This window comes from Rhodococcus sp. IEGM 1318 (genome assembly GCF_033142465.1).
Taxonomy (GTDB): Bacteria; Actinomycetota; Actinomycetes; order Mycobacteriales; family Mycobacteriaceae; genus Rhodococcus_F; species Rhodococcus_F qingshengii_B.
This window is the reverse complement of the sequence record NZ_JAWLSC010000005.1, coordinates 51,339-77,384: the sequence shown is the minus strand read 5'-3', so window position 1 is coordinate 77,384 and position 26,046 is coordinate 51,339. Positions and strand designations below refer to the sequence as shown.

Sequence of the window (26,046 nt, the reverse complement as noted above, 5' to 3'; positions counted from 1 at the left end):
ATGAGTGGTCACGCTTGCGACGGATCGTCGGCAGGGACCATGGGCGGCATTCCGACTCCATAAGGATCGAGCATGTCCGATACGCGTCGACCCCACCGTTCATGCGCGGACTGACGAGTCATTCCGGCTGCCCGGCCTATGGTTGTCCACGTTGCGCCGAATCTACGCAGGCTCATGACGCTTGCCGTCGAATCGATACCCGCGGCGAGTTGGATCCGGAAACAGGCCACCTGCCACGCCATCTGACGCTGCGCCGGGATATCGGTGTCCTGTTCTGCCTCCCACTCAGGGCTGCCAGGTAAAGGGTCTGTTCCGACAATCTTGTCTGCCTGAGTGCCGGCCTAGGTGATCGCGGCGTTGACCGTGGTGATCGCGGCGGTCTCGACCTTCGCAGTCAGGGCGAGTTCGATCAGGTCTTCCATCAGAAGTTCTCCTTTCGTCAGGATTCGCCTGACAGTCCCCCTTGAGTTTAGTCAAGAACTTCCTGACGGATTCTAAGTTTGATTAATGCACGATCTATTTCTGTACTATCTAAATAGTCTCCGGTTCTGTTGACCGACGTCGAAGGGTTTGCTGGTGAAAATCGTGGTTTTGTCGTTCCTGGTCGCGCTGACCTTGATAGCGGTCGGGATCATCGCGGCACGCAACCGCAGCACTCGACCTGCCGTGACCGGGGCAGTTACTGCGGCGTCAACGGTTCTCGCTGCCGCCTGGACACTTTTTGCCGTGGCCTTCGTATTGGCCTGATCGAGCTGCCGTCCTAGTGCGCCAGTGGTGGCGGTGAAGGAACTACGCAGCAGGTCAGATGCGTTTTGTGTGCGGCACGATGCCGCATACTCTGGCAGGCGTGGCAATCGCTGAAACGGACAGAAACTACGGCGGAAGGTCGGTCGCGGCTCGCAAGGCCGAACGCCGTTCCCTCTTTTTGAATGCTGCTCTCAGCGTGTTTGCAGACAAGGGGTACGCCGGAAGTTCGGTGGCGGACATCTGCGCGTCCGCGAGTCTGGCGAGAAGACAGTTCTACGACGAGTTCGGTAGCCGCGAGGATCTACTCCTCGCGCTGTATGACCAGATTCAACTCGATGCCAGAATTGCAATGGTCGATGCACTCGATGCGGAGCCTTCGGTCAACCTGCGTGACAAGGCGGCAACGGCCATGGCCGCCTTCGTCGAGTCGGTCGGAAGTGACCCACGACGCGCACACGTTGCCTTCATCGACGTCGTAGGTGTGAGTCCTCGGGTGGAAAAGCATCGTGTGGACCAACGTTCGGTCTGGGCAACATTTTTCGAGTCGATTATCAAAGGGATTGTGGGCGACCACTACGAACCACCGGGTGGTTACCGGTGGGCGTCCACCGCCTTCATCGGCGCCCTTACCGCGCTGGTGCACCAGTGGAGCACTACGGAGCCTCGTCCTCCTGTGTCGGTACTGGTCGATCTGATGACGGTGCTCTTGAATGCGTTGATTGACGACGCGCCCCTTCGTGCCCGCGAATAGGTCACGAACACCAGGGGATTGTAATCCAGCCCACAACGCTCTACTCTCGTCCTCAATATGTTAGACACTCGCATCTAACTTGTGTGCTTGTGATGAGAACCGCGGCAACACAAGGCAATCTGTGCTTTTCCGGGGAGGAATTGGTATGGGACGACGCTGGACAACTGACCGACAGCGCGGGGGCTTCGCAATTGCCGTGGTTGCAGTAATCGGGCAGATCGGATTTTCGGCACCCGCCTCAGCGGCACCGGACGAAGGTGTTGCCGCCCAAGTTCAAGTCCAGCCTGCCCTGCCGCCTGCGGTTGCACCGCCATTGCTTGAACTGGACCAGGCCTTCTATGAACCGCCTGTCGAGGTCGTCGAATCCAAGCAGCCGGGTGAGATCATCGCCGCTCGCGCGGTGAATCTCGGCACTCTCAACCTGATTCCGACCAGCGTAGATTCGTGGCAGATCTCCTATCGATCCAATAATGCTGCAGGCGAGGCGATTCCGGCTGTCACGACAGTAATCAAGCCGCGCGGCGACACTCGCGATGGAGGCCCGCGCCCGCTGCTGTCCTTTCAGATGGCAGAGGATTCACTCGGAAGCTACTGCGCACCTTCGTATGTCATGCAGCAAGGCGCGTTGCCGTGGCTGGTGACGGGCGCTGCGACGGGTGGGGCTCAGTTCCTCGAAGTACAGGCGGCGCTGGCGCAGGGCTGGGCATTGTCGGTGCCCGATCATCAGGGACCCAATTCTTCCTTCGCCTCCGGCCCCGTCGCGGCCCGGATCACGCTCGACGGTATTCGTGCCGCTGAGAACTTCGAACCCATGGAGCTGCAAGGGCGGTCAACTCGCGTAGGGCTGCTCGGCTACTCGGGTGGATCGATTCCTACCGGTCACGCAGCTGAAATACGGCAGGCGTATGCCCCGGAACTGAATATCGTCGGAGTCGCCGAAGGTGGTGTTGCCGCGGATCTCGGCGCTTTGCTCGACAATGCCAACAACGCTCTAGGTGCCGGGATCGTCGCTGCCGGTGTCATCGGAGTGAGCCGAGAAGATTCGGAACTCGCCGGCTTCATCGATCAGCACATAAACCCCGCCGGTCGAGCGCTTTTCGCTGCCAAGGACAACCTGTGCATGCTCTGGACGTCGGCTGCGGTGCCCTTTCTCAACATCAAAGGTTTCCTCGATGTCCCGGGAGATCCCGTCCAACACCCCACAGTGAGAGCCGCGCTCTCCCGCGCTGCCATGGGTAAGTCGGTTCCTGACGTGCCGATGTACATCTATCAGTCGAATCCCGACTGGTTGGTGCCCGTGGGCCCGGTGAACAAACTTGTCGATACCTATTGCCAAGATCCTTCTGCGAGTGTCGTTTACACCAGAGACCACTTCAGTGAGCACGTCAGCATGGAAGTCGTCGCATTGCCGAGTGCTCTACTGTGGCTTCGTGATCGCTTCGCTGGTGTCCCTGCCCAACAGGGATGCAGCACCTTCGACGCTGGAACTATGGCGCTTGATCAGAGGACCTGGCCAGTCTGGGTGGATGCGGTTGGTGAACTCGTCGCAGGCCTGTTCGGCAAGCCGATCGGGGCCTAATGGGCGACGTGATTCTGCGGTGGTGAGGAATTCTCACAGGGGCAGCGTGTTGCACTGACTGGACGTTGTTTCATTGATCGGGCCTTGAAAATGGTGTCTTGTCACCAATGGGTTCCTGTTACCGACGAAAGGTTGCGCGATGACAAAGCTGTTGTTTGCGGTCACTTCTGCAGATCACTGGACGCTGAAGGACGGAACACCCCACCCGACCGGGTACTGGGCGGAAGAGTTGGTCGAGGCGCATCGCGTTTTCGTCGACGCCGGCTACGACATCGTGATCGCGACGCCTGGCGGTAAGGCTCCCGTTGTGGACGAGGGAAGCCTGGCACCCGAGGTGAACGGCGGGCAAGAAGGCGCCGACCGTATGCGCAAGTACATCGCCGATCTGCAGCCGGTTCTCGATTCGCCGGAGACTCTGGAGAACGCAGATGCTGCCGACTACGACGTGGTTTTCGTACCGGGTGGACATGGACCGATGGAAGATCTTGCGGTGTCGGCATCCTTCGGCGAGCTTCTGGTGAAGTTCTTGGACGCGGACAAGGTGGTTTCGGCGGTCTGTCACGCGCCGGCGGCACTCTTGCCGGCACAGAGACCCGATGGAAGCTGGCTGTTCGACGGCTATCAGCTGACCGCGTTCACCAACGAAGAGGAGACGCAGGCTGGTCTGGCGGACAAGGCTCCGTGGCTGCTCGAAACTCGGCTACGCGAGTTGGGCGGCAAATTCTCGAAGGCTGAGGCGTGGTCGCCTTATGTCGTGGTGGACCGCAAGCTCTACACCGGCCAGAATCCGGCTTCGTCGAAGCCGCTCGCCGAGCGGATCGTCGCCGACTTGGGCTGAACGATCACCGGCTAGGCCTGAGCACGGCTTTCGGCACCGCATCGAGGACTCCTTCGATGCGGTGCTGGGCCATGTTCTGTTGTGCCTGAGGTTCGTCGTCAGGTTTTGAATGTGGTGTTCGCCGGCCTGGGATGCTGCCCGGGGTCGATCGAGGGCGGCGGGATGAACCAGGGTTTGTTGTCGACGCCGATCCGAATCGACCACTTGCCGACGAACCCCGTTTCCGGTGCATCAGCCGGTGATGTGAACGGCACAGCAGGACCAGGTTGTTCATCACCGTCGGGCCGCCGTTAGCCCAGTGCCTAATGTGGTGCGCATCAGTCCAGGCGGGCACGCATGAACAGCCCGGGAACGCGCAGCCCTTGTCTCGGGCGATCAACGCGACTCGTTGTTCGGCGGTGACCAACCGTTTTCCGGGTTTCGCATCCAGCGGTGCGCCGTGATCGTCGAGTAGGACGGTCGAGAGGAAGCAGTCACACCCGAGAAGCCTGGTCTGCGAGACCGACAGCGGCCCGAGCCAGGGCATGTGCCCCACATCAGGATCCGACAGTGACTCTCCACCATCAGTTGGTGTTGCGGCGCAATCGCGGTGCTCCGCCAGATCGCGAGCGTTGATGTGCACGTTCACGTGCGGACGTTGCCCACCATCGGTACCGGTCTTGGCACAGTCGAGGTAGCGGCGGATCAGTTCGGTGAACCCGTCCGCGGTTCGCTTCGCCGCGGACCGGGCATCGGGCGTTCCATCGGGCGCTGGTGTCGGCATCGTCAGATTCGACAACGCCGACAGCAGCATTTCGCCGGTGAGGGCGTCGAAATCTCCGCGGACCACCACCCGACCGTTCAACGTCGACGCGATCCGGAGCTCGTTCCGGTCGATATCTTCGGCGGGCGGAATCTCATCGGACTCGAACACTCGCTCCAAGGTCGCGATAACGTTCCGCACTTTCGTGGTCGTCGCCTCCACCCCCGACGCAGCCGCAAGCAACAGGTCGATACAGCGAGGGAGTGCCTTCTCAGGCATCCCCTTCGGTGGTGATTCGCAGAACGCCACGATCAACACGGCGTGATCGAAAGAGCAGTCCCCGCAATCGAACCGAGCCGCCACAGCCGGAAACGGCCGCAGCGCTGCACCGAGGGCGGCGATCTTCTTCCCGTCCCGAACCTGCAGCATCGTGTTCGCCGCCAACCACGCACCCACTCCGCGGCACGCGATCACCTGATCATCGGGACGCATCGACAGCTCGTCCACCACAGCCACCCGCACCGCCTCGAGACGCAGAATCTCCGCACTCGCCTCGATAGCAGCCTCACGCAACTCGGCAGCAGACAACCGCCACAGACGACCACGCAATCCCACCGCAGAGCCACACACAACATCCGACAACAGAACACTCATTGAATCCCCCGATCCCCTACACAAACCATACTCGAACATGCATTCGAGTCAAGGGGGATTATGTGAGGGCGCGAATCAGGGGGGTGGGGTCCGCGACTACGAACAGATGACCGCCCCCGCTGACCTCTTCGAAGCGAGAGTGGGGGATCAAAGAGTGTGCCCAGCGGGCTACTTCGATGGGTACGTTCCCGTCCTCGGTTCCGTGCAGGAAAACCGTTGGTACCGAGATGGATTGAAACAATCCAGGCATCTCGTGGCGATACCGAGCCAAGTCGACAACCGCTGCTGACCCGCCCTGCGCGATCCCTTCGGATGAATCCAATTGGAGAGCGGGACGATGCGACTCATCGGTCATGACAGCTTGATCGGCGGCCGGCCAGATCGAGACGGAGTCGCTGCGTAGTTTGGAGAACACTCCAGTTCCCGCGAGCATTGCGCCGGCCACGCGGGGTGCCCAGTTGGCGGCAAAATACAGCGCGGATACCAATTTTATCCTGCGCCGCAAAGTATCTCGTGGGGCTCCGGGAATCATGGCGCACGCCAGCACCAATTTCGAGACTCGTTCGGGAGCGGTTGCAGCGACTGCGAGCGCGTAGCCGCCGCCTCCGGAGAAACCCATCAGTGTGGCCGAGTCCACCTCGAGGTGATCGATCAGGGTGACGTAGTCGTCGTCCCAGGAATGAAATCCCCTGTCCGTATAAGGATCCGTGCGTCCGAAGCCGGGTCGATCGGGGACTATCAGCCGTATGCCTGCCGTCGCAGCCGCGTTGTGGAGTGAGAGCCCCTCGTATCGGCTGCCAGGTGATCCGTGGGCCACGACTACCGGGTGGCCAGTCGGATCGCCGTACTCGCAGAATGCGATACGACGCCCCGAGGCGTCGCGAATTTCGGTTGTGGTCACGCTGCTCGTCATGGTGTGGTTCCTTGCTGCGCGATCGACGCCACACCGTCCAGGATGAGGGCGACTCCGAACTCGAACCTTCGGGTGGGATCGTGATGAAGCGTGAACACCGATGCCTCGCGTCGATCGGCGGGTGCACTGTCGAAAGCTCCGCGTCCCAGTTGAATTGCGACGTGTCCGGTCACGAAATCATGCAGGGCGCCGTACGCGTACGTGGCCTGTTCGTCCTCGAGGCCGGCCTGCGAAAGCGCTCGAACGACTCGGTGGGCAGTGTCGTCGGCACCAGGTGCTTCCAGTGATGCCTGCCGATGGGCCTCCAGGACAAGGGGATGGCGCATCAGGAGATCGTGGAGGCCGTAGGCGAACGTGCGGGCAACCTCGCGCCAGTCGGTCGGCCATTCGATCGACGAGACGGCTTCACCTACGAGGGTCGAGATCAGATCTCGCCTCAAGGCGTCGATGCCGCCGGTTGTGCGGTGGACGGACATCGGCGATATGCCGAGTCGTTCGGCGAGCACTCGAAATGACACTGCATCCAGGCCGTCCGTATCGGCGATCGCTGCCGCTGCATCGAGAATCTGTCTGTGACTCAATGCTTTTGGTCGACCGGCTCTTGCGGAGCTGGCGGATTCGGATACCATGCTTACAACAATAGCGATACGCGTATCGAAATTACAAGTGTCTATTGACCTACAAGGAGCGCTGCCCGATGACTGACCTCCATCAACTGTCCGCCGTCGAACTTGCCGGTGTGATCGCCGCCAAGCAGGTCTCGATTCCCGAAGTCACCAGGTACTTCGTCGACCGTGCGACCACTTCCGACGACGTCGGTGCCTTCGCGACGATCGCCGGGGAGCACGCAGTCGCCCTCGCCGAACAAGCGCAGCGCAGGTTGGACGAGCAGGACGCCGGGCCCCTTCCCCGCCTGTTCGGCGTTCCGACGGCAATCAAAGACCTTGACGCTACTCGTGGCATTCGCACGACCTTCGGATCGGCGCTCTTTCGCGACTTCGTGCCGGACGCTGACGACGAGATCGTCCAGGCGATCCGAGAAGGTGGGCTGATCGACATCGGTAAGACGACGGTGCCCGAGTTCGGGGCAGCCTGTTACACCGAGCCGGAAGTTGCTCCGCCTGCTCGCAGTCCGTTCGATCGCACACGTAGTGCTGCCGGCAGCAGTGGTGGTGCTGCTGCCGCTGTCGGAGCTGGTCTGGTGCCGTTTGCGCAGGGAAGTGACACGGCGGGGTCGTTGCGTTCTCCGGCAAGTACGTGCGGAGTGGTGGGCCTCAAGCCGAGCCGCGGTTTGATCACGATGGGCGTGGCGGGGCATGACAACTTCGGATTTGCGAGCAAGGGGCCGATCGCCCGGACGGTTCGCGATACCGCTGCGCTGCTGGACGTTCTGGCGACGCGACCTGGCGCGGAACTATCCACCCGCCCCGGCCGAAGTCGTTCGAAGAGTTCGTCGTCCAGGCTGGGGGAGTGCGCGCTCGGCCTTTGACCGTCGCTCTAGCTCACGGATCGGTCTCCGGCGGAGTGGTGGATCCGCAACTCTCGGACGCTGTATCGAAGGTTGGCAGTGTTTTGGAGAGCCTGGGGCACAACGTGTTCGAGCGACCCCAAGCCCGCGATGATGTTTTCGTCGATGCGTTCGTCAAGATGTTCTCGTCCTTGGCCGGCACCAAGCCGATCCCGGAGGAGTACGAGCACCTTCTCCGTCCGATAGTGCAGCACTTGCGAGTTCAAGCAAGCGAGGTGCCGTCGGGCGATCTGGCCGCGGCAATCGGAATTGTTCAGGCTTGGGCGCGGCGATGGAGCCTCGACTACGCCGACGCCGACCTTGTTGTCACCCCGACGGTGACGAAGCCTCCGCTCGCGATCGGGGAGTTGCGCAACGATGAAGATCCCGCGACCGAATTGATCGACATGGTCGCATTCACCGGAAACACCGTCGTCGCCAATGCAACCGGTTTCCCGTCGATCAGTCTGCCACTCGGTTGGACGGAAGACGGCGTTCCGCTCGGTGTGATGATTTCGGCGAAGTGGGGTTGCGACGCGGAATTGCTCTCTGCCGCTGCAATGCTCGAGGCCGAGATGCCGTGGAAGGATCGGTACCGATTCGACCGCGCAACCGTGCTCTAGTTCGAGAGAGGAACCCGGTCGCTCGCCGATGCGAACCCCAACCACGTGTGGCGGTTACCCCACCAGCACCACCCGACTTTCGGGGCGTTGCGGTTGTCTTTGCCGTCGCGACCGGTTCCGTTGCTGATCCACACGGCGGGAGTCCTGGTGTCGAAAGATCCATCGGGCTTGCGCAATCGGGAACCGATGGTCATGAAGCACTTTCCGCGTTCGAGGACGTCGGGTCGCTGCAGCAACCAGTGGATGCCTTCGGTGAGTGTCAGCGGCGTCCGCTCTACCTGGACGATTGCAGGCAGCGCTTCGTCCGGGCTCCAATTGGCCATGTGATCCCCGCGGTCGACTTCACCGAGCAGATACATCGCGGTGTCAGGCAACGCGGCCGGCTCGGTAGGGGCGAACAGATCGACGTCGGCCATGTCGACGACGATGAAGCCCCGCTTGTTCTTGTGTTCGAGCAGTGAAGCCAAAATAGAAGCTGGAGCGAGTTTTTCGTGCACGGCAAGCAGTCCCACATCTCCTTGTCCGGCTGCGGCGGCTGCCCTGACGTCGTCCGCAGAAAGTCCGGCCATCTCGTGTACCCCGAGTTCGATCAATCGCTCGGCCTGCTGATCGATGGTCGGGAGGTCGAAGTGCATACCTGCGATCCTACCGATCGTGAGCAGACCGATCGGTGGGATCGGCGGTGAGGGAAGTCGGCCACGAGACGCCCAACGCGCGCATGATGAACGGGACGGTGGTTGCCACGGCGCTATCCACTCGGTCACCGGCCATGAGCATCGGGCGTCGGCTCTCCACGCAGGCGAGGATGAGTTGCGCCGTAGCGCCGGCGTCCGAATCGACAAAAGTGCCTGCGTCGATACCTTCCTGGACGAGTTGTTCGACCAGAACAGACAGGGGGACAATATGTTCGAGGAAGCCTTCGCGATCCTGCGCTGACAACAATTCGACCAAAGCGATTCCCGTGAATCGCTGCAGTGAGAACTCGACGAGTGTCAGTTTGACGAGGATCTCGATTCGGTCGACAGGATTCTCGCGATCCGCGAGTTCACGCTCGGCCAGGAGCAGGAATCTATCCATCTCGCGGGTGGACCAGGCAAGCAGTAACGCAGATTTGTCGGGGAAGTAGTTGTACACCGCTGTCCGCGAGACGCCGGCTGCCTGAGCCACGGTCTGCAGCTTCACGTTCTGCCAGCCCTGCTCGTGAAGTTCGTGAATGAACGCGTCCAACATGGCTTCTCGGGTCGCGATCTTGTGTTCTGCGGTTGTCGCGCCACCGGTCAGCTTCGGCATGGTCGATCCTCCTGTGTCTGATTCGTGGTCACGGGGAGGCCGAACAGATCCGCAACAAGGCGTGGATCACCCTGCCACATCGAGACGGGTACAAGCATCATCTGCTGCGCGATCGAGCGTACGGATCGGCAGACCTCTTGCTCTTCGGCGGCGGTAAGCGTCGTGCGTTTGCGCAATCGCTCCATCTCCGCGGAAGTCAGATCAGTGATCCATTCTTCGGCCGCAAGCGAGAGGGGTGAACCCGGTGTCACGTCCGTTCCAACTCGGCACTGGAGAACCGCGAAGTCATCACAGACAACATGACGACGGCCACGACCGAGACGGCGTGTGCCGCCGCCAGCCAGAGCGACTCGGGTGCATGTTTGTGGAGGGTCGGCGACATCAGCATGGCCATGAGGAGGGCGAGACCTGACAACATCGCGGGACCGTTGGGTCGGCCGACAAGCAGCGTGACCAGAAGAACGAGCGCGACGACGCCGCAGGCCACATCTGCGGGCGGGTACGTTGCCGGAACGATTCCGCGGACGGTGTCGGTTAGGTTCAGCCCGATCGACACCAATTGTGCGAGGCCTGTCGCGCCGGCCAGCCAGGCCGTCCATCGCAGTCCGTGAAGACCGGCTTTCCGCGTCACGGTCAGAGGCTCCTCCGAAGATCCCCATGCTGTGGGCGTCGGTGTTGTCACGGGCCTTCTCCTTTTTATGACGAGGTGTCGTCATAAAATAGCAGTGCGTGACAAGTGGGTTTCCGAGGGTAGGTAAGTGGCTAGTCCTGAGGAGACAGACACGGCAGCATCAACAGTTGAATAACCGACGAGGCAAACTACGGGAGGTGGCTCGATGGCGACTCCTGCCCACACGGATCGACCCTCGTCGAAACAGAGTTGGTTGGCTCGCGCGGCATTTGCGGCGCTTGTTCTTGCAGTGATGGTGCTGCTTATTTTCGCCGGACTGAAAACCTTGACCATGCTGATCCTGGGGACCGGCGGGGTGATTGTGTGCGTTATAGCGGTGTACTGGTTTCTGACCACCCGCGGATTCCTCCGCTGGATCTCGTTGGCTGTGGCGGTTCTGACACCGATCGTGGTGCTCACCTTCCTGGTCCGAGAACGCCTCCTGTGGGTGGTGCTGCTCGCGATCGGGTTGTTCGTCGTAGCCGGTATCTGCGCGCGGGCCGCCTTGGAGGGGGAGGAGAAGGAATTGCCGGTGGTCGAGCGACCGGCATCGCCGCCCACCAAACCGTTCCTGGTGATGAACCCGAACTCCGGCGGTGGCAAGGTCGAGAAGTTCGACTTGAAACGCAAGGCCGAAGGACTGGGTGCCATGGTTGCACTGCTCGAGGGGCCGGAGAAGATCGACGTGACGGCATTGGCCAGGGAGGCGGTCGCGGACGGCGCCGATCTGCTCGGCGTTGCCGGTGGTGACGGAACTCAGGGGTTGGTTGCCGCTGTCGCGGCCGAACACGACCTGCCCTTCCTCGTTGTCAGCGCCGGGACGCGCAACCACTTCGCCGCAGACCTGGGTCTCGACCTCGACGATCCGTCCCGGTGCCTCGACGCTCTTGTCGACGGCGTCGAGGTGAAGGTGGATCTGGGAAATGTCGGCGGTCGAACTTTCGTCAACAACGCATCGTTCGGGGCATACGCCGAAGTTGTCCAGAGTCCGGAGTACCGCGACGCCAAGACCAGCACCTTCCTGCAGAAACTCCCGGATCTGCTCGCCGGACGCGCCGGAGCGGTGCTGACCGCGCGCTCCCCGAGCGTGTCCGCGGTCGGGCCCCAGGCTGTGCTGGTCAGCAACGGACCCTACGAGATGAACGACCTGGCGGGGCTCGGCCATCGCCCGCGATTGGACCGGGGCACTCTCGGGATCGTCGCGATCTCCGTCGGCAGCGCCCGTCAGGCCGTCGGGTTGCTCCATCGGGCGCATCAACACGGGCTGGCTCAGGGCACCGGATTCGAGGTGGTCATCGACGCAGACACCGACGAGATTCCGGTCGGCGTCGACGGTGAGGCTCTGGTGATGCCAACTCCCGTCAGGTGCACGGTCAGTCCGCAAGCACTGAGAGTCAGAGTCCCCCGAGACCGTCCGGGCGTCCGTCGCCCCAGGCATGCCTGGGATCTGGTCCGATTGCGCGAGTTGGCAAAGTTCACGAAATCCGGCTCGTCGTAGGTTCGGGCGATCTTCTCCGGGTCGACGCGTGTGATGGGTACCAGGTCGATCTCGACGGCTGCGTTCCGACGCTTGGGACATATCGGGCGAAATTCTCGGAACACATATTGTCGATAACTACCGCGTTACTCGGAATCCGGCGCTGCCTGCTCGGTCGAATCCGCACTCTCCCAACGGTTAATCTCTGGTCATGGAGAGCGGCCGATGGATGCGACGGGTGTTGGTGGTGGAGGACCAACCACTGATGCGTGCACTCGTCGGTGACGCGCTCACCCACGCCGGGTTCGTGGTCCATGCCGCCGGATCGGCGGTCGAAGCGCTCGCGGACTTCGACGGATTCGACCCCGACCTCTTGGTTACCGACATCGATCTGGGCGTGCGGCCGAACGGCGTTGATCTCGCGAACATCGTCACAGTGAAGGCTCCGCATTGCGCGATCGTGTTCCTGACCAACTACCCCAACGCATCGACGGCACCTGGTTCTGCAGGTGTGCCGCCGAAATCGCTGTTCGTGGACAAGGCGGCTGTCCAGTCGGCGGATCAGTTGATCGGCGTAGTGGAGGCCGCGTTGACGGAAACCGAGCCACCGACGCTCGGGAGTGATCCGGACTCCGCCTTGTCGAGCCTCACCAGATCACAGCTCGATCTTCTGCGTTACATCTCGCTCGGCTGGTCGAACAGCGCAATCGCAGCGCATCGTGGGTCCTCGATCCGAGGTGTGGAGAAGCTCATAGCGCGCACTCTCGAGAGCCTGGGATTGACGCACGATTCGTCCACCAATCCGAGAGTGCTTGCTGCGAGCATCTTCATCCGCCATTTCGGTGTACCCGAAGTGACCGACTCGGTGTGAACCCGCGCGAGTGGTGGCTTCGACTCGGTGATCGGAACATCGTCACCAAATGGTCTTGGATTCTGACGCTGCCGTTCGCGGTGACCGTGATGGCCAACTACTACCTGTGTACCGGGGTGCGCGAGGTCGGCGTGATGGCAGTCGGCGCCTTTGCGACCCACTGCGTTGTCGGGGTGATGCTGCTGATTGCGAGGGCTGTCCTTGCAGCACGCCGATCGCAGCTCGCGGCCCTGGCCCTGTTCGCAGTGATCGGCGCGATCCGCCCGTTCGTCCTCGACGCGATCACCCGCGCGCTCGAACTCCCCGTCGACCCCAGACCGATGCTCGTACGGGTGGCACTCAATGTCGTGTGCACCGTTGTTTTCTTGTCGTTGACTGCCGTACTGGTAAGTGCTCTCCGCGACCGCATCGCGCTGCAACGGAGTTTGAAGGTTGCCGTGGCCGCCGTGCAGCTCCAACAGACCCGCGATCGATTCCGCCTTGAGCAGACCCGTGCGCAGTGTCGGAGAGAGCTCGAGCGCAGTATCGAGACAGTCATGCACGCGGTTGCTGAAACGGAACTCGAGGGAGTGCGAGGGGCAGCTCTCTTGAAGCGAATCTCCGACGACGTGGTTCGCCCGATGAGTCATCGACTGTTCCGGGAGATTCCCCCGATCGAATCACCGACGCCGACTGTGCGGCTGACGGCGAGAGATCGACTGATCGGCGTCGTACGCAGCGTTGAACCGGCGCCACTGTACGTACCGGTGTTCGCGTACACGGCACTGGTGACCGTCTACCTGCTCGCGACTTACGGCGTGACGTTCACGGCGGTCCAGGTTGCCCTCGGATTCGGGATCTTCGTCGGTGGCAATGTGTGTGCTCGCCGAGCCGTTCGCAAGGGAGACGGCCCTCTCCGAAGGCTCGCAACTCTTACCGCCGTGTACTGCTCGAGTGCTCTGATCAGTAGTACCGCGACGTGTCTGCTCCTGACGATGTTCGGCCGTGCCGCCACTTTCTATCTCTCGTCGATTGCCATCTACCCGGTAGTTGCGCTTTCCGTGTGCCTGATCCGGGCGGCGGATACTCAGCGCCAGGACGAGGAGCATCAACTCCGCAGTGCCCTGAGTCGGCAAGCGCTCGATGCAGCTCGCACTCACAGTGAGCTGATGCACACGCGACGTGGCCTCGCCAGGTTGTTGCACTCGTCGGTTCAGGGCGAACTCATTGCGGCCGCATGGTCTTCGGGCACCGTTGCCGATCGTCGAGTCGATGTTGCTGCAACCATTGCCCACATTCTCGACGGCCTGGAAAGTGACCTGTCCGCGCCTCCGGATCGGCCGGCCAATGCTGACGCCCGAAAACGCGTCCATGATCTTGTCACGGTGTGGCGCTACGCAATTCCTGTTGTCAGTCACGTCGACGACGAAGTCTGGGCGGTGATCGGTTCAGGCTGCGCTCGGCTCGACAGCGTGGTGGAGATCCTGTCGGAGGGACTGACCAACGCCGTGAAACACGGTGCAGGAGGCCCCGTCTTCCTCGAGGTGACACTTTCCGATGCTCGGGCGGTAGTAGCGCGAATCAGTTCGCCGGGTCGGCTGCCGGTGGCACGGGACTCAGGGATCGGGCTCGAATCGCTCGCCGGTACGGTAACGTCCCTCGAACTTGTCGAAGAGGAAGACCGGGTGGTCCTCACCGCCGTGCTTCTGTGACACCGTGAGTGGCGATGTCGTGGTGGCCGAACATTTCGCCAGTGGCCGGATTGGCGGCTTGTACGGTCACAGAAATGGAATCGATTACTGCGCAGCTCATCCCGATCGCCACCGGCGTCGTCATCAGCCCGATTCCTCTGGTTGCGATAATTGCGATCCTGCTGTCGACTCGGGCGAAAGCAAATGCTTTTGCGTACACCGCGAGCATCGTCCTGGCCGCGGCTGCGATTACAGCAGCGACGGCACTTTCGACCACCGGAGTGGAATCGAAGTCCAGCGGCGGCGCGCATACCGTCCAGACGGTGTTTGCCGTTGTGTTCACTGTCGGTTTTCTGGCGCTTGCTTACTCGAGTTGGCGTAGCCGTCCGAAAGACGATGCCGAGCCGGCGATGCCGTCGTGGCTGGCGCAGATCGACTCGATGCAACCGGGAAAAGCTGCCGTCCTGGGACTGTTGCTGACCGTACCCAACGCGAAGAACCTGCCGCTCGAACTCAAGGCAGGTTCGATCATCGGTGGCGGGCACTTCAGTTGGATAACCGTGATCGCGTACTCGGTACTGTTCGCGGTCGGGGCGTCGATCGCCTTGATCGTGTTGTCCGCCTTGGCTGCCGTGCCCTCGGCGAAGGTGACCGATGCGCTGAGCTCCACCAAAAGCACTCTGATCCGCCACAATGCGGCAATCATGACCGTTTTATTCCTGATGCTGGCAGCATTGGAACTCTCGCACGTTGTCGAAGCCCTGTCGAAGTAGCCACTTTGTTTTCGAGGAGAAATCGAATGACGATCACACCCAGCGAAGCGCCGGTAGTCGAGACAACGTACGGGCCGGTTCGAGGATCGACGGAAGGCTCGGTGTCGAGTTGGAAGGGGATCCGCTACGCCGCGCCTCCGATCGGTCCGCTGCGATTCCGCGCGCCGGTTCCGCCGCAGCCGTGGACCGAAGTCCAGGACGCAACAGAATTCGGGCCATGCGAGCCGCAAAGTCGACTCGCGATGATCCCGCTCGGTGAGAACGTTCCGATGAACGAGGACTGTCTGTTCCTCAACGTGTGGGCGCCGCGCCCGGGCGGTGCGGATGCGCCGGGTAAACCGGTGATGGTCTGGATTCACGGCGGTGCGTACTTCCGTGGAGCATCCAGCCAACCACTTTTCGATGCAACCACATTGGCCGAGAACGGTGACGTTGTCGTCGTCTCGATCAACTACCGTATCGGTGTTTTCGGCTTCGTCGATTTCTCTTCCTTCAATTCGAGTGAACATACCTTCGAGCCCAATGTCGCTCTCCGCGACATGATCGCAGCGCTGCAATGGGTTCAAGGCAACATCGCGGCTTTCGGTGGTGATCCCGACAAAGTGACGTTGTTCGGCGAGTCGGCAGGTGGCGGCGCCGTGACGACGCTGATGACCGTCCCGTCCGCCCGCGGCTTGTTTCACCGCGCCATCGCCGAAAGTTCGCCCGCCACTTCGGTATACGGGAGTGAACGTGGCGAGATCGTCGCGAAGCTGTTTCTCGAGATCTTCAGCGGCGGCGAAGCCGATCTGGGGCTGTTGCGGTCCACGTCCGCCGAAGACTTGGTCGGGCCTTCGGACGAGTTGTTCGCGCGCGTCCCTCAGGAGACGCCTGGAACTCTTGCGTTCGCGCCAATTGTCGACGGTGATCTGCTCCCCGACTACCCGGTGCGAGCGTTCCGTCACGGTAACGCACACCCGATTCCGCTGATCATCGGAACCAACAAGGACGAGTCTTCGCTCTTCCGGATGATGAAGTCGCCGTTGATGCCGATCGATCCCGTCGTGATCACGTCCATGTTCGCAGAGATCGCCGACGAGCACCCTGGGCTCGAGCTACCCGATCATTCTCAGATCGAAGGCGCGTATTCGGGGCTGTCCAAGTTGGGCGCCGGTCTCGGGCTGACCCGTGACTTCGGATTTCGACTGCCTACGCTGTGGATTGCCGAGGCGCACAGCAAGATTGCACCGACGTGGTTGTACCGATTCGACTACGCGCCGCCGATGCTCAAGGCGTTGAAGATCGGTGCGACCCACGGTACCGAACTTGCCTACGTCTTCGGCAACATCAATCATGGAGCGCGGGACATTACCTACAAACTGGGCGGGCTGAGCGCGGCGCGTCAGGTATCGGAGCGTATGCAGGCGAGGTGGCTGGATTTCGCCAGAGCTGCAAGTGATTACGAGACCGGGTCCGATCGCGAACTGGGTGCGGCCCCGGGGTGGCCCACTTACGACACCGGCACACGCTCGACACTGTTGATCGACAAGCACGATGCCGTCGTCGCTGACCTCGACCGCGAGATCCGGGAGGCATGGGGTGACACGGTGATCGCATTCACCTGATGGGCCCGGTCTAGCCCAGCTTCGCGAGATAGTGCGAGACAGGTCCCGCAGTGAGCATTCCGCTTCCAGCGCCGGCAATTTCGGCTGCGGCAGGCAGGAGTGCCGCTCGGGCTTGCTCCTTGGCTCGACTGTCGCCGACTGCAATCGCCGCAGCAGCAGTCAGGCACCACAGTGCCTCGGAGAGTAGGTCTTTGGGTGGGCCCGGCATTGCGTCCACTGCCTGGGCGGCCTCGTTCACCTTTCCGTGCGCGAGAAGGACGTGCGGCCGGGCCCAGGGTTCGTAGGGGCCCCACTGTGTGGCGGCGTCGAATCTTGCCGGCAAACCGCGCCACACTCGGAGTGACAGAATTGCGAGAGACAGTATGCAGTCCTCGAGGCCGGGCATACCGGAATCGGAAAGGTTCACCGCCGCAGCTTCGTACAGCTTCTCGCAGTGCGCCGCCTCCGCGCCGGTAGCGGCAGCACGCATAGCGCGAAACCAGGTGGTGAACACCGCTGCCAACGGTCGCTCATGACGTCCGGCCAATCGGTCAACTGTCCCGGCATGTAGCCCGGCTGCATCGAATTGCCCCATCGCGCTGAGGGCTTGCATGCGGATCAGATGGCCGAGGATCTCGAAGGTAGCCAGGCCGTGTCGAATGGCGAGGTCGACCAGTTCACGGCCGATGTTGTCGCGCTCGGAGGCCAGACCGGTAGTCCAGAACGTCTGCATGAACAATCCGTTCAGAGCGAACGCCAGGAGCCCTGGATCATCGAGAGCGCGACCGATCTGCACTGCGGCACGGGCACATTTGAGTCCACGATGACCGGATAGTCCGCGCGATTCGAGTGCGATCGTCGCCAACAGTCGGGCCCGAGCGAGTTCGTCGCCGTCCGGAAGGCGATCGAGGGTGCGCTGAGCGGCCTCGACGATCTGCGCAGCCTGCCGAGGATCGTCGGATCGTGTCCAGATTCCAGGCACGTCGTAGTTGCCGATGATCCGTGCGGTGAGTTCGACATCGTCCACTTGCTCAGCGGCGCCGATGATGGTCAGTCGCTGGTTTCGGGCAGTCTCCAGTCCGCTTCCGCCCGTAACTGCCAAACTTCGGAGGAGGCCGACGGTGGACTCCAATCTCGATTTCGATCCTGCCGCTACGGTCCGGTCGTACGCTGCCGACACCTGGGCAAAGATCTGTTCTGCCGCTACAGGATTCAGGTGGCTTTCCCGGCGGAGAATGTCGGACTCGAGGTCAGTCAGTCGTGGACCGGGGTCGATACCCAGTTCTTCGGCGAGTAACTTTCGTGCGCGACGAAGGACTGCCAGCGCATCGCCCTGACGGTCGGAGCGGTACAGGGCGAGGGCCAGCAATCGCCAACCATCCTCTCGCCAAGGCTGTTCCGTCACATGAGCATCCAGATCGGGAATCGCTTCCGCGGCTTGCCCGAGATCCAGTTGGGCGGACGCCATTCGTTCGACGGCCGTCAGACGCAGTTCCTCCAAGCGCGATCGCTCCGATCGTGCCCAAGACTCTTCGATGAATTCCGCGTACGCTGGCCCTCTCCACAGTTGGAGCGCCGTTCGGAGCAGTTCGAGTGATCGCGCCGGCGACGAATCGGCGGCTTCACGCACCAGTCTTTCGAATTTCCAAGCGTCGACCGCTTCGGGTGCCTCATGAAAGGCGTAGCCGGGCCCTTCGGTCACAATGACTTTCGGCTTCGTTCGCGGCGCGCGATCCGGTTCGAGCGCGCGCCTCAGTGCGGAAACGAATGTTCGTATTGCGCTGGTCGCACCGGTCGGAGGATCGACCCAGAGGTCGTCGACAATCACGTCCACCGGAACAACACGTCCGCGGGCGACGATCAGACGAGCGAGGACCGCTCGGTGTCGTGGGCCCTTCAGATCGATCTGGTGTGAAGTCTCGTTCCACGCGACCACGGGTCCGAGAACTCCGATAAATGTGTGGTCTCGCATTTCCCCACGCTATCGCGCTCATCGAATGCTCATCGACTGCGGCGAGGCTGATGTCCATCACCCCGACGAACGAGAGCAACCGATGACGATCACCATTCCAGACTTCGACTACCAGCAGATTTCCGCCACGGACGGCGTGCGACTCAATGTCGCGGTCGGCGGTAGCGGAACACCACTCGTCCTTCTTCACGGTTTTCCCCAGACACACCTCATGTGGCGTCACGTAGCCACTGCATTGGCGTCGGATCACACCGTCATCTGCCCGGATCTCCGCGGATACGGAGCCAGCGACAAACCGGTCGAGGAAAACCCGGACAGCTACTCCAAAAGAACAATGGCTGCCGATATTGTCGAGGTGGCGAAGAAATTGGGACACGAGAAGTTCGCCCTTGTCGGCCACGATCGTGGCGCACTGGTTGCCATCAGAGCGGGGCTGGATCATCCGAATGTGATCACGCAGCTCGGTTCGCTGGACGTGCTCCCCACCTTGGATATGTGGGACATCCTGCACGGATCGAATGCTGCTGTGGCATTCCATCTCTATCTCATGGCTCAGCCACCCGGTCTTCCCGAGCAGATGATCAGCGCCAGCGCCGACGCGTTCTTCGAGTACTTTCTCGACGTGTGGACGCAGAACCGCGAAGCGATTCCGGCAGACGTGAGGTCCGAATACCTGCGCGCCTCACGGGAGGCGGTGCCGTCGATCGTTGCCGATTACCGGGCGTCGGCAGGCATCGACGTCGAACACGATCAGTCCGATCGCGATGCGGGCAACCAACTACACATGCCGGTCACGGTCATTCAGCAGGACTGGGGTTCGATGCTCGGCTACGACGCCGAGGCTTTGTGGAAAGCGTGGGCGCCCGATCTCGAACACCGCACGCTGTCCGCTGGTCACTTCATGGCAGAAGAGTCGCCTGCCGAAGTGGTCGAAACGATCCGCACCCTACTGAAAAGGTAGTTTTGACGCTTCTTGACTGTCGAGGTACTGGCGAGCGCAAGTGCGTCGTGAATGGACGAGGGGGATCGATGGGTTTCTCGCTGCACTTCATGCGTATGACGAAGGACGTGCAACTCGATGTTGATCGGGCGGCGGTCGCCGCTTTCCTCGATCAGCACGGGCTGCACGTGGTCGAGAGCCCGTACGGAGGCGAGATCGTCGACCGTGACGACAGGGCATTGACGATCGACGGGGTCTTCTCCGACCTTCATCTCGACTCGCTCGAGCAGAGGAATCCACTCAGTGGTGGAATCTTCCACGCGACACTGTCGCCTGCCGAGTGCGCGTTCGTCTACGACCTCTGTGCCGCCGCTGGATTCCTGATCGTCAACCCTCAGGGTGACCCGACGTTTCTCGTTCCCGAGCGCAATCACGAGCCCGAAGACGTTTCCGAGTTGGAGGACGTTGTCTGGGTCGACAGCGCCGAGGAACTGGCGCAGGCGCTTACCGGTGGCTTCGAAGCGTTCCGCGAGTTTCGGGACCGCGTGACAGGACGAGCCGCCGGTGCCGAATGATCGGGGCCCGTCGGGTTGACGCAGGACCGGTTCTACCGCTTGACCCCGGCCGCCAAGTCGTCGACCAGGACCTTGGCGGTCAAGGCGTATCCCGCGGCCTTGTAGTAGTCGAACGGAATCACGCGACCGGCCTGTGCGGCGGGCAGGCGCTGCCACGTCGGCGAGGTGTACACGCTGCCGGAGGCGCTGCGATCCAAGGCGAAGATGACGTCGGCTTCTTCGAGACGGTTGAACTGCTCCGACCCGAGCATCACGCGAAGGTCGGGGCCTTCACGGAGCACCTCGAACCCCAGGTCCTCGGCGACGGCGGTGCGGAAATCGTTCTGGAACCACGCGATCTGATCCTCTGCGGCGGCAACGAAGGCAACCTTCTTCCCGGCCATCAGCGGTTCGACGGTCGGGCGGACCCGAGCGACATGGGCGTCGTACTCGGCCAGTACTTCTTCGGCGCGATCGCTGCGCCCGATACCGGTCAGGAAGTCCGACATCACCTTCCGCCACTCCGGGGTGAAGTCCTTGCCGACGGGCAGGACCGGTGCGATCTGCTGCATCCGGTCGTTGCCGTACGACCCGGTGTCCCACCAGCCTGCGCTGAGGACAAGGAGATCTGCGCCGAGGGTCGAGATGTATTCGAAGTTGGGATCCGAAGCGCCTTCGGCGAAGATCTCGACACCCGTGGCACCCGGGACCTCACGGCGCAGGTGTTCGGCGGCGCCGGTCGGGTAGGCGGTCACCGGGTATCCGGCGAGGATGGACAATTCGAGGCCGTCCCGCGGGTCGAGGGCGACGACGTTCTGCGGGTCCGTCGGAATGATCAGCTTTTCGTCGCCGCGGGTGAACTCGAAGGTCTCCGCGTTCTCGGGCGTCGAACTTTCCGTACTTCCGCAGGCGGCGAGAAACGCGGTCGCTGCGACGCCCGCTCCGACGCCGAAGAAACCGCGTCGCGTCAGGTTGTCCACGATCGCCCAGTAGTCGCGATCGGTCGTGGAGGGAGAAAGAAGTCGAGTCATGCTTGTTAGGTTAGCCTTAGAGGTTGTCCTCGGGAATGCTGAAACAGCTCCTGCGAGCGCCAAGAAATACGGCGAACACGCCAGCGCAGTGAGTGTTGTCCGCGTCACCGGCAGGTCTGATTCACAACCCACTTTCGACCTCTGACGTGCATGACGTCACAACAGACGGCCTTCTCGATCGCGATTTGGCCCTGATCGCGCCGACTATGCTGAGTTGACCAGCAGTACGATTTCGGAGGTTGCAATGCAGATCACCAGCGTCGGCCACGCAGGATTTCACATCCAGACCGAGGCCGGATCCATCCTGTGTGATCCATGGGTGACCCCGACGTATTTCGCGTCCTGGGTGCCGTTCCCCGACAACACCGAGTTGGACTGGGACGCGCTGGGCAACTGCGACTACCTCTACGTCTCGCACCTGCACAAGGACCACTTCGATCCGAAGAATCTGATCGCGCACGTCAACAAGGACGCCACCGTCCTGCTCCCCGATTACCCGGTGCCGGACCTCAAGCGTGAGCTCGAGAAGCTCGGCTTTCACAAGTTCTTCGAGACGGAAGACTCCGTCAAGCACACCGTCAGCGGTCCCAAGGGTGATCTCGACATCATGATCATCGCTTTGCGCGCTCCCGCGGACGGTCCGATCGGTGACTCGGGCCTCGTCGTCTCGGACGGGGAAACCACCTGTTTCAACATGAACGACGCCAGGCCCGTCGACCTGGACCCGCTGACCGACGCTTTCGGGAAGGTCGACATCCATCTGCTGCAGTACTCGGGCGCGATCTGGTACCCGATGGTCTACGACATCCCGAAGGGCACCAAGCGCAACTTCGGCAAGCAGAAGCGTCAGCGTGGCATGGACCGCTGCCGCAACTACATCTCTCAGGTCGACGCTGCCTGGGTTGTCCCGTCGGCCGGCCCGCCGGTCTTCCTCGACGACGACCTGCGTTACCTCAACGACGATCACGGCGACGAGGGAAACATCTTCCCCGACCAGATCACGTTCCTCGAGCAGATGCGCATCAACGGCAACGATCGTGGTCTCCTGATGATCCCCGGCTCGGCAGTCGAACTTCGCGGAAGCGAAAAGGTCGCGCTGACGCACCCCATCCCGGACGCGGATGTCGACAGGATCTTCTCGAACAAGGCCGAGTACATCGAGAAGATGGCGCAGAAGATGGCACCGGTCATCGCTGCGCAGAAGGCCACGTGGGCTCCGGCCGAAGGCGAGCCGCTGCTCGACGGTCTCAAGGCCAAGTTCGAGCCGATCATGGCTCAGTCCGATCTCATCTGCGACGGAATCGGCTACCCCGTCGGACTCGTGATGGGGGAGGAGACCGTTGTCCTCGACTTCCCGAAGCGGATCGTTCGCGAGCCCATCGACGGAGAAGGCAAGTACCGCTACGGCTTCCGCATCGCTCCCGAACTGGTTCGCACTGTTCTGCGTGACGACGAGCCCGACTGGGTCAACACCATCTTCTTGTCGACGCGTTTCACGGCGTGGCGCATCGGTGGCTACAACGAGTTCCTCTACACGTTCTTCAAGTGCCTCACCGACGAGCGCATCGCCTACGCCGACGGTTGGTTCGCTGAGGCCCACGACGACAGCGCCTCTATCGAGCTGGGCGGGTACGAGATTCAGCGCCGTTGCCCCCACCTCAAGGCTGACCTGTCGAAGTTCGGTGTCGTCGACGGCACCAACCTCACCTGCGATCTGCACGGCTGGCAGTGGGATCTCGAGACCGGCCGCTGCAAGACGTCCAAGGGCCACGAGCTGCGCACCAGCAAGCTGAGCTGAACCGAGCTCGTCGGGTGACGGGATACAGCAGGTCGCTGATCGGCCTGGCGACAGCGCTCGCCGGGTTGGCCGGTTACGTCGACGCGCTGGGATTCATCACGCTCGGTGGGCCTTTCGTTTCGTTCATGAGCGGCAACATGACGCAGGCGAGCGTCGCATTTGCCGACGGAGTGTGGTCGACCGCGCGGGTGGCAGGCGGCATCATCGTGCTCTTCCTCCTGGGAATTGCGCTGGGAACCGTCGTCACCCACTTCACGGAGCGCTATTCGGTCCGGACCCGCAAGGTCACGGTGCTTGCGGTTGTGGCTGGACTGCTGGCCATCGGTTCGGTGATGAGCAGCCTCGACGTCACCCCCGGCGCGATCTCGGCGATGGCTTTGGCGATGGGAGCCGTCAACTCGGTGTTCCAACGCGACGGCGAGGTCACGATCGGCGTCACGTACATGACCGGTGCGCTGGTCAAGATGGGCCAGCGTCTGACCGGAGCCTTCCTGGGCGGCCCGAAGTGGGCGTGGCTGCAACACTTCGGTATGTGCGCGGGATTGATCGCCGGAGCGGTAATCGGTGCGTTGGTTCATCGGTGGATCGGTCTTCACGCTCTGTGGCCTGCATCGGTATTCACGGTAGTTCTGATCGCCGTCGCCTGGCAGGTCTCGCCCCCGACGCCGGCACAGGTGTACGAGGGAAGCGAGCTCGACGGTTGATCACGTGGACAGTCTCTTTCGGGCCGACGTCATCATTGTCCGCGTGATCACGCCGTGTAGTAGCTGAACGGGCGCGAAGTAGATTCGGCCCGCGCAGTTCTTCAGCTCCACCGCAGTGACGACGTGCAGGAGGCCGGCGTCGTTGTCAGCCTGAACCGAGGCGACAAATCGTAGGTGTTTCTCATCCGCTTCGATGAGGGCCTCGCCGTCGGCGATCTTGTCGACGGCAAAGGTGTCGGGGCGGCCCTGGGCGATGCCGAGCAATCCGACTACCCGCTCCCTCAACCAGAACATCGAGAGGACGGGTGTGGGGACATTTCTGACGTCGAAGACGGCCTGTGCCCACTCCGCAGATGTATGGGTCGGAACAGACGGGATGGTGATCGTGGTGGTCTCTGCCCAGTCCGGCGCAGGCATGGCCTTGAAAGCGAGTGTCATTTCGTCCTCCGTACGGTGCCGTATGGAACCTACCCATACGGTACCGTACGGAGGTGACGAATGCCCGCGCCCGACTCTCCCGCGATCAGTGGATCGATGCTGCTTTCGAGGCTCTGATCAGCTACGGGCCGGGTGCCGTCGCTGTGGAGAAGGTGGCACGCACGCTGGGATCGACCAAGGGTTCCTTCTATTGGCACTTTGCGAACCGTGACGAATTGCTGCAGGCTGCGCTCGATCGGTGGGAAGTTCTGGCAACCGAGAGACTGATCTCCTCCGTCGAGGCCTCCGGCGAACCGGCAGAGGTGAGGTTGCGTCGCCTGGTCGACGCGGTCACGACCGGACTGGCCGGTCGCCGTGCGGAGTTGGAACTGCTTGCCGGGATCGACCATCCTGTGGTTTCGGCGGCGGTTCGACGTGTCACCGAGCGTCGAGTCGCCTACATCGTGACGTTGTTGGTCGATCTGGGGATGGATAGACAGAAAGCGAAACAGCGTGGCGTACTTGCCTATTCGATGTACCTGGGGCAGATGCAATTGGTGCACAGTGTGCCAGATGTGGTTCCTGGAAGCGGTGCGGACGCTCACGTGCTCGCCGACGAATTCGTGAGCATGGTTTTGGCCAGGTAAGTCCGCCATCGAACGCAGCGTGATCTGCGTATCACCCTGCGCTTTCAGGTGAGGGACCACACATTGCGCGTAACCCATAGTTACAGATACTTTGAGGTCAGCTGAAGTGGGGTGCCGGATATGTCGGCATGTCCCGGAGGCGCAAAACCGTTTCACGACAGGAAGAAAGGTGACTCACCATGAGCGTTGTGCTTATTTCGTTGCTGGTCGCCGCTGGACTCACCGTGCTGGCCACCAGTGACGGTGCCGGTCTGGACTTCGGGAGTCGGCAGCTGAACCGTCAGTTGAAGACCCGTACGCACCGGTGACCCCGGAGAACGGCCGGCTCCACGCGATGTTTCGCGGAGCCGGCCGTTTGCGTTGTCCGGTCAGTTCACCCCGAGATCTGCCAGCCAGGCCCGAGTGCTGCGGGCAGTGATACCCAAGGCAGCAGTAGAACCCGTCGCGGAGTCGAACGCGACGCTGTCGGCAGATTCGAGTCCCGTGTAGAGCTGGGAAACTCCGGCTGCTGCGCCCGCTCCGATGATCGGCGCAATCGATGCACCGAAGGCATCGGGTGTCACGACTTCGAAAGTTACCGCGCGCGAGAAGTGTTCGGCGAATGCCTCGGCCAATTCGATACCGGTGATCGCCGGAATCTGTCCGATGTCGACTGCGTCCGGTGCTACGTCGAGAGTCAGGGCCGCGACGGCTGCATCGGCGACGTCGAGGTGTGAACTCCATGCGACCGCGAGATCGGCACGCAGCGGGTAACGCAGGACGCCTTCGTCTTTCGCCCCCGACAGCACGGTGGGCAGAAGAAGATTCTCGAGGAACAAACGTGGGGTCAGGACGGTCACCGCGATGCCTTCGGCGCGAAGTCCGTCGACGAGCTCGGAGAGAACGGGTGTGTTGGGACCGGTAAGCGGCGAAGTAGCGTCGCCGATCACCGTGCCGCTGGTAGAGATCACGAACCGCGAAGGACGTGCCACTCTCGCTGCTGTCAGAACGTTGTGGGCGTAACCAGCTAGCGTCTCGGTGTCGCCGGCGAGTGGTAAGTGAAAGAACACCCCGTCCGCCCCGCGATAAGCGTCGGCGAGAGAGTCGACGGACTTATTGTCCGCGACGACGGTGTTCGCACCCTCGAACGTCTGGTCAGGGTTACGGGTGATTGCTCGGACTTCGGCCCCTGGTGATCCGGCGAGAGCCGCGACCAATCCTGCGAGAACGGGAGAGCCCTGTGCGCCGGTGGCGCCATGCACTGTGTAAGTCATGACGCCTATAGTTCAGATTGGGAACCAGTTACTTCAAGTGAA

General features: G+C 61.9%; 27 protein-coding genes and 2 pseudogenes. 17 read left to right on the top strand and 12 right to left on the bottom strand.

The window, feature by feature from the left end; genetic code table 11:
* Positions 1–8: 8 nt before the first annotated feature.
* Positions 9–422 (bottom strand): annotated as a pseudogene (locus R4P65_RS13550) (hypothetical protein).
* A 154-nt stretch (positions 423–576) separates the two neighbouring features.
* Here R4P65_RS13550 and R4P65_RS13545 point away from each other — a divergent pair.
* The 4 genes from R4P65_RS13545 to R4P65_RS13530 all read left to right on the top strand — a co-directional run bounded on the left by R4P65_RS13545 (position 577) and on the right by R4P65_RS13530 (position 3,915).
* Positions 577–747, top strand: coding sequence for a hypothetical protein (locus R4P65_RS13545; RefSeq protein ID WP_317826884.1), 171 nt, complete (start codon positions 577–579; stop codon positions 745–747).
* 58 nt (positions 748–805) lie between these two features.
* Positions 806–1,498: a TetR/AcrR family transcriptional regulator gene (locus R4P65_RS13540; protein WP_317826883.1), complete on the top strand. Its 693-nt coding sequence runs from the start codon at positions 806–808 to the stop codon at positions 1,496–1,498.
* A 145-nt stretch (positions 1,499–1,643) separates the two neighbouring features.
* Positions 1,644–3,077, top strand: coding sequence for a lipase family protein (locus R4P65_RS13535; protein ID WP_317826882.1), 1,434 nt, complete (start codon positions 1,644–1,646; stop codon positions 3,075–3,077).
* Positions 3,078–3,216: 139 nt separating this feature from the next.
* Positions 3,217–3,915, top strand: coding sequence for a type 1 glutamine amidotransferase domain-containing protein (locus R4P65_RS13530; protein ID WP_317826881.1), 699 nt, complete (start codon positions 3,217–3,219; stop codon positions 3,913–3,915).
* Positions 3,916–4,013: 98 nt separating this feature from the next.
* On the opposite strand, the pseudogene R4P65_RS13525 reads toward R4P65_RS13530, so the two are convergent.
* From R4P65_RS13525 to R4P65_RS13515, 3 genes and pseudogenes are all read right to left on the bottom strand, one after another.
* Positions 4,014–5,311 (bottom strand): annotated as a pseudogene (locus R4P65_RS13525) (DUF222 domain-containing protein).
* A gap of 58 nt (positions 5,312–5,369) precedes the next feature.
* The gene (locus tag R4P65_RS13520) at positions 5,370–6,224 is read right to left on the bottom strand and encodes an alpha/beta hydrolase (protein ID WP_317826880.1); all 855 of its coding nucleotides are present in this window, start codon (positions 6,222–6,224) and stop codon (positions 5,370–5,372) included.
* The gene (locus R4P65_RS13515; protein WP_317826879.1) at positions 6,221–6,805 is read right to left on the bottom strand and encodes a TetR/AcrR family transcriptional regulator C-terminal domain-containing protein; all 585 of its coding nucleotides are present in this window, start codon (positions 6,803–6,805) and stop codon (positions 6,221–6,223) included. Before R4P65_RS13515 ends, R4P65_RS13520 begins: the two co-directional genes overlap by 4 nt.
* A gap of 116 nt (positions 6,806–6,921) precedes the next feature.
* On the opposite strand from R4P65_RS13515, the gene R4P65_RS13510 reads away from it, so the two are divergent.
* Complete coding sequence (locus R4P65_RS13510; protein WP_317826878.1) at positions 6,922–7,713, top strand: amidase; 792 nt, start codon at positions 6,922–6,924, stop codon at positions 7,711–7,713.
* Positions 7,695–8,354, top strand: coding sequence for an amidase family protein (locus R4P65_RS13505; RefSeq protein WP_317826877.1), 660 nt, complete (start codon positions 7,695–7,697; stop codon positions 8,352–8,354). Before R4P65_RS13510 ends, R4P65_RS13505 begins: the two co-directional genes overlap by 19 nt.
* Here the strand turns inward: R4P65_RS13505 and R4P65_RS13500 are convergent.
* Genes R4P65_RS13500 through R4P65_RS13485 form a run of 4 tightly spaced genes read right to left on the bottom strand, consistent with a single transcriptional unit; the run spans position 8,351 to position 10,326 of the window.
* The gene (locus R4P65_RS13500) at positions 8,351–8,989 is read right to left on the bottom strand and encodes a DUF5701 family protein (RefSeq protein WP_317826876.1); all 639 of its coding nucleotides are present in this window, start codon (positions 8,987–8,989) and stop codon (positions 8,351–8,353) included. The genes R4P65_RS13505 and R4P65_RS13500 overlap by 4 nt on opposite strands.
* 10 nt (positions 8,990–8,999) lie before the next feature.
* Entirely contained in the window at positions 9,000–9,644 is a 645-nt protein-coding gene (locus tag R4P65_RS13495) for a TetR/AcrR family transcriptional regulator (protein ID WP_317826875.1), read from the bottom strand.
* Positions 9,632–9,895, bottom strand: a complete 264-nt coding sequence (locus R4P65_RS13490; protein WP_317826874.1) for a hypothetical protein — start codon at positions 9,893–9,895, stop codon at positions 9,632–9,634. Before R4P65_RS13490 ends, R4P65_RS13495 begins: the two co-directional genes overlap by 13 nt.
* On the bottom strand, positions 9,892–10,326 hold the full coding sequence (locus R4P65_RS13485) for a hypothetical protein (protein WP_317826873.1): 435 nt from the start codon (positions 10,324–10,326) through the stop codon (positions 9,892–9,894). Before R4P65_RS13485 ends, R4P65_RS13490 begins: the two co-directional genes overlap by 4 nt.
* 154 nt (positions 10,327–10,480) lie before the next feature.
* Between R4P65_RS13485 and R4P65_RS13480 the strand changes: the two genes are divergently transcribed.
* The 5 genes from R4P65_RS13480 to R4P65_RS13460 all read left to right on the top strand — a co-directional run bounded on the left by R4P65_RS13480 (position 10,481) and on the right by R4P65_RS13460 (position 16,709).
* Positions 10,481–11,812 (top strand): diacylglycerol/lipid kinase family protein, encoded by a 1,332-nt coding sequence (locus tag R4P65_RS13480; RefSeq protein WP_317826872.1) that lies wholly within the window; start codon positions 10,481–10,483, stop codon positions 11,810–11,812.
* Between the two features lie 190 nt (positions 11,813–12,002).
* Positions 12,003–12,662: a response regulator gene (locus R4P65_RS13475; RefSeq protein ID WP_230815911.1), complete on the top strand. Its 660-nt coding sequence runs from the start codon at positions 12,003–12,005 to the stop codon at positions 12,660–12,662.
* A complete protein-coding gene (locus R4P65_RS13470) occupies positions 12,659–14,353 on the top strand; it encodes a two-component system, sensor protein (protein ID WP_317826871.1) in 1,695 nt (564 codons plus the stop codon). Before R4P65_RS13475 ends, R4P65_RS13470 begins: the two co-directional genes overlap by 4 nt.
* A 74-nt stretch (positions 14,354–14,427) precedes the next feature.
* Entirely contained in the window at positions 14,428–15,105 is a 678-nt protein-coding gene (locus R4P65_RS13465; RefSeq protein ID WP_230815913.1) for a GAP family protein, read from the top strand.
* A gap of 26 nt (positions 15,106–15,131) precedes the next feature.
* Positions 15,132–16,709: a carboxylesterase/lipase family protein gene (locus R4P65_RS13460; RefSeq protein ID WP_317826870.1), complete on the top strand. Its 1,578-nt coding sequence runs from the start codon at positions 15,132–15,134 to the stop codon at positions 16,707–16,709.
* A gap of 10 nt (positions 16,710–16,719) precedes the next feature.
* On the opposite strand, the gene R4P65_RS13455 is transcribed toward R4P65_RS13460, so the two are convergent.
* Positions 16,720–18,660, bottom strand: coding sequence for a BTAD domain-containing putative transcriptional regulator (locus tag R4P65_RS13455; protein ID WP_317826869.1), 1,941 nt, complete (start codon positions 18,658–18,660; stop codon positions 16,720–16,722).
* 82 nt (positions 18,661–18,742) lie between these two features.
* On the opposite strand from R4P65_RS13455, the gene R4P65_RS13450 reads away from it, so the two are divergent.
* Both R4P65_RS13450 and R4P65_RS13445 read left to right on the top strand, forming a co-directional pair.
* The gene (locus R4P65_RS13450) at positions 18,743–19,621 is read left to right on the top strand and encodes an alpha/beta hydrolase (RefSeq protein WP_317826868.1); all 879 of its coding nucleotides are present in this window, start codon (positions 18,743–18,745) and stop codon (positions 19,619–19,621) included.
* 68 nt (positions 19,622–19,689) lie between these two features.
* The gene (locus tag R4P65_RS13445) at positions 19,690–20,175 is read left to right on the top strand and encodes a hypothetical protein (RefSeq protein ID WP_317826867.1); all 486 of its coding nucleotides are present in this window, start codon (positions 19,690–19,692) and stop codon (positions 20,173–20,175) included.
* 32 nt (positions 20,176–20,207) lie between these two features.
* Here the strand turns inward: R4P65_RS13445 and R4P65_RS13440 are convergent, their stop codons facing one another.
* Complete coding sequence (locus tag R4P65_RS13440; protein WP_317826866.1) at positions 20,208–21,185, bottom strand: ABC transporter substrate-binding protein; 978 nt, start codon at positions 21,183–21,185, stop codon at positions 20,208–20,210.
* A gap of 244 nt (positions 21,186–21,429) precedes the next feature.
* Here R4P65_RS13440 and R4P65_RS13435 point away from each other — a divergent pair, with 244 nt between their 5' ends.
* On the top strand, positions 21,430–22,983 hold the full coding sequence (locus R4P65_RS13435; RefSeq protein WP_050654984.1) for an MBL fold metallo-hydrolase: 1,554 nt from the start codon (positions 21,430–21,432) through the stop codon (positions 22,981–22,983).
* Between the two features lie 14 nt (positions 22,984–22,997).
* Entirely contained in the window at positions 22,998–23,687 is a 690-nt protein-coding gene (locus R4P65_RS13430; RefSeq protein WP_230815919.1) for a YoaK family protein, read from the top strand.
* Here the strand turns inward: R4P65_RS13430 and R4P65_RS13425 are convergent, their stop codons facing one another.
* On the bottom strand, positions 23,688–24,125 hold the full coding sequence (locus tag R4P65_RS13425; RefSeq protein WP_317826865.1) for a DUF2867 domain-containing protein: 438 nt from the start codon (positions 24,123–24,125) through the stop codon (positions 23,688–23,690).
* A 53-nt stretch (positions 24,126–24,178) separates the two neighbouring features.
* On the opposite strand from R4P65_RS13425, the gene R4P65_RS13420 reads away from it, so the two are divergent.
* A complete protein-coding gene (locus R4P65_RS13420) occupies positions 24,179–24,751 on the top strand; it encodes a TetR/AcrR family transcriptional regulator (RefSeq protein WP_317826864.1) in 573 nt (190 codons plus the stop codon).
* A gap of 179 nt (positions 24,752–24,930) precedes the next feature.
* Positions 24,931–25,059 carry a hypothetical protein gene (locus R4P65_RS13415; RefSeq protein ID WP_003943237.1) on the top strand — a complete coding sequence of 43 codons (129 nt, stop codon included), beginning with the start codon at positions 24,931–24,933 and terminating at the stop codon, positions 25,057–25,059.
* 60 nt (positions 25,060–25,119) lie between these two features.
* On the opposite strand, the gene R4P65_RS13410 is transcribed toward R4P65_RS13415, so the two are convergent.
* Positions 25,120–26,004, bottom strand: a complete 885-nt coding sequence (locus tag R4P65_RS13410) for an NAD(P)H-binding protein (RefSeq protein WP_317826863.1) — start codon at positions 26,002–26,004, stop codon at positions 25,120–25,122.
* Between the last annotated feature and the right edge of the window lie 42 nt (positions 26,005–26,046).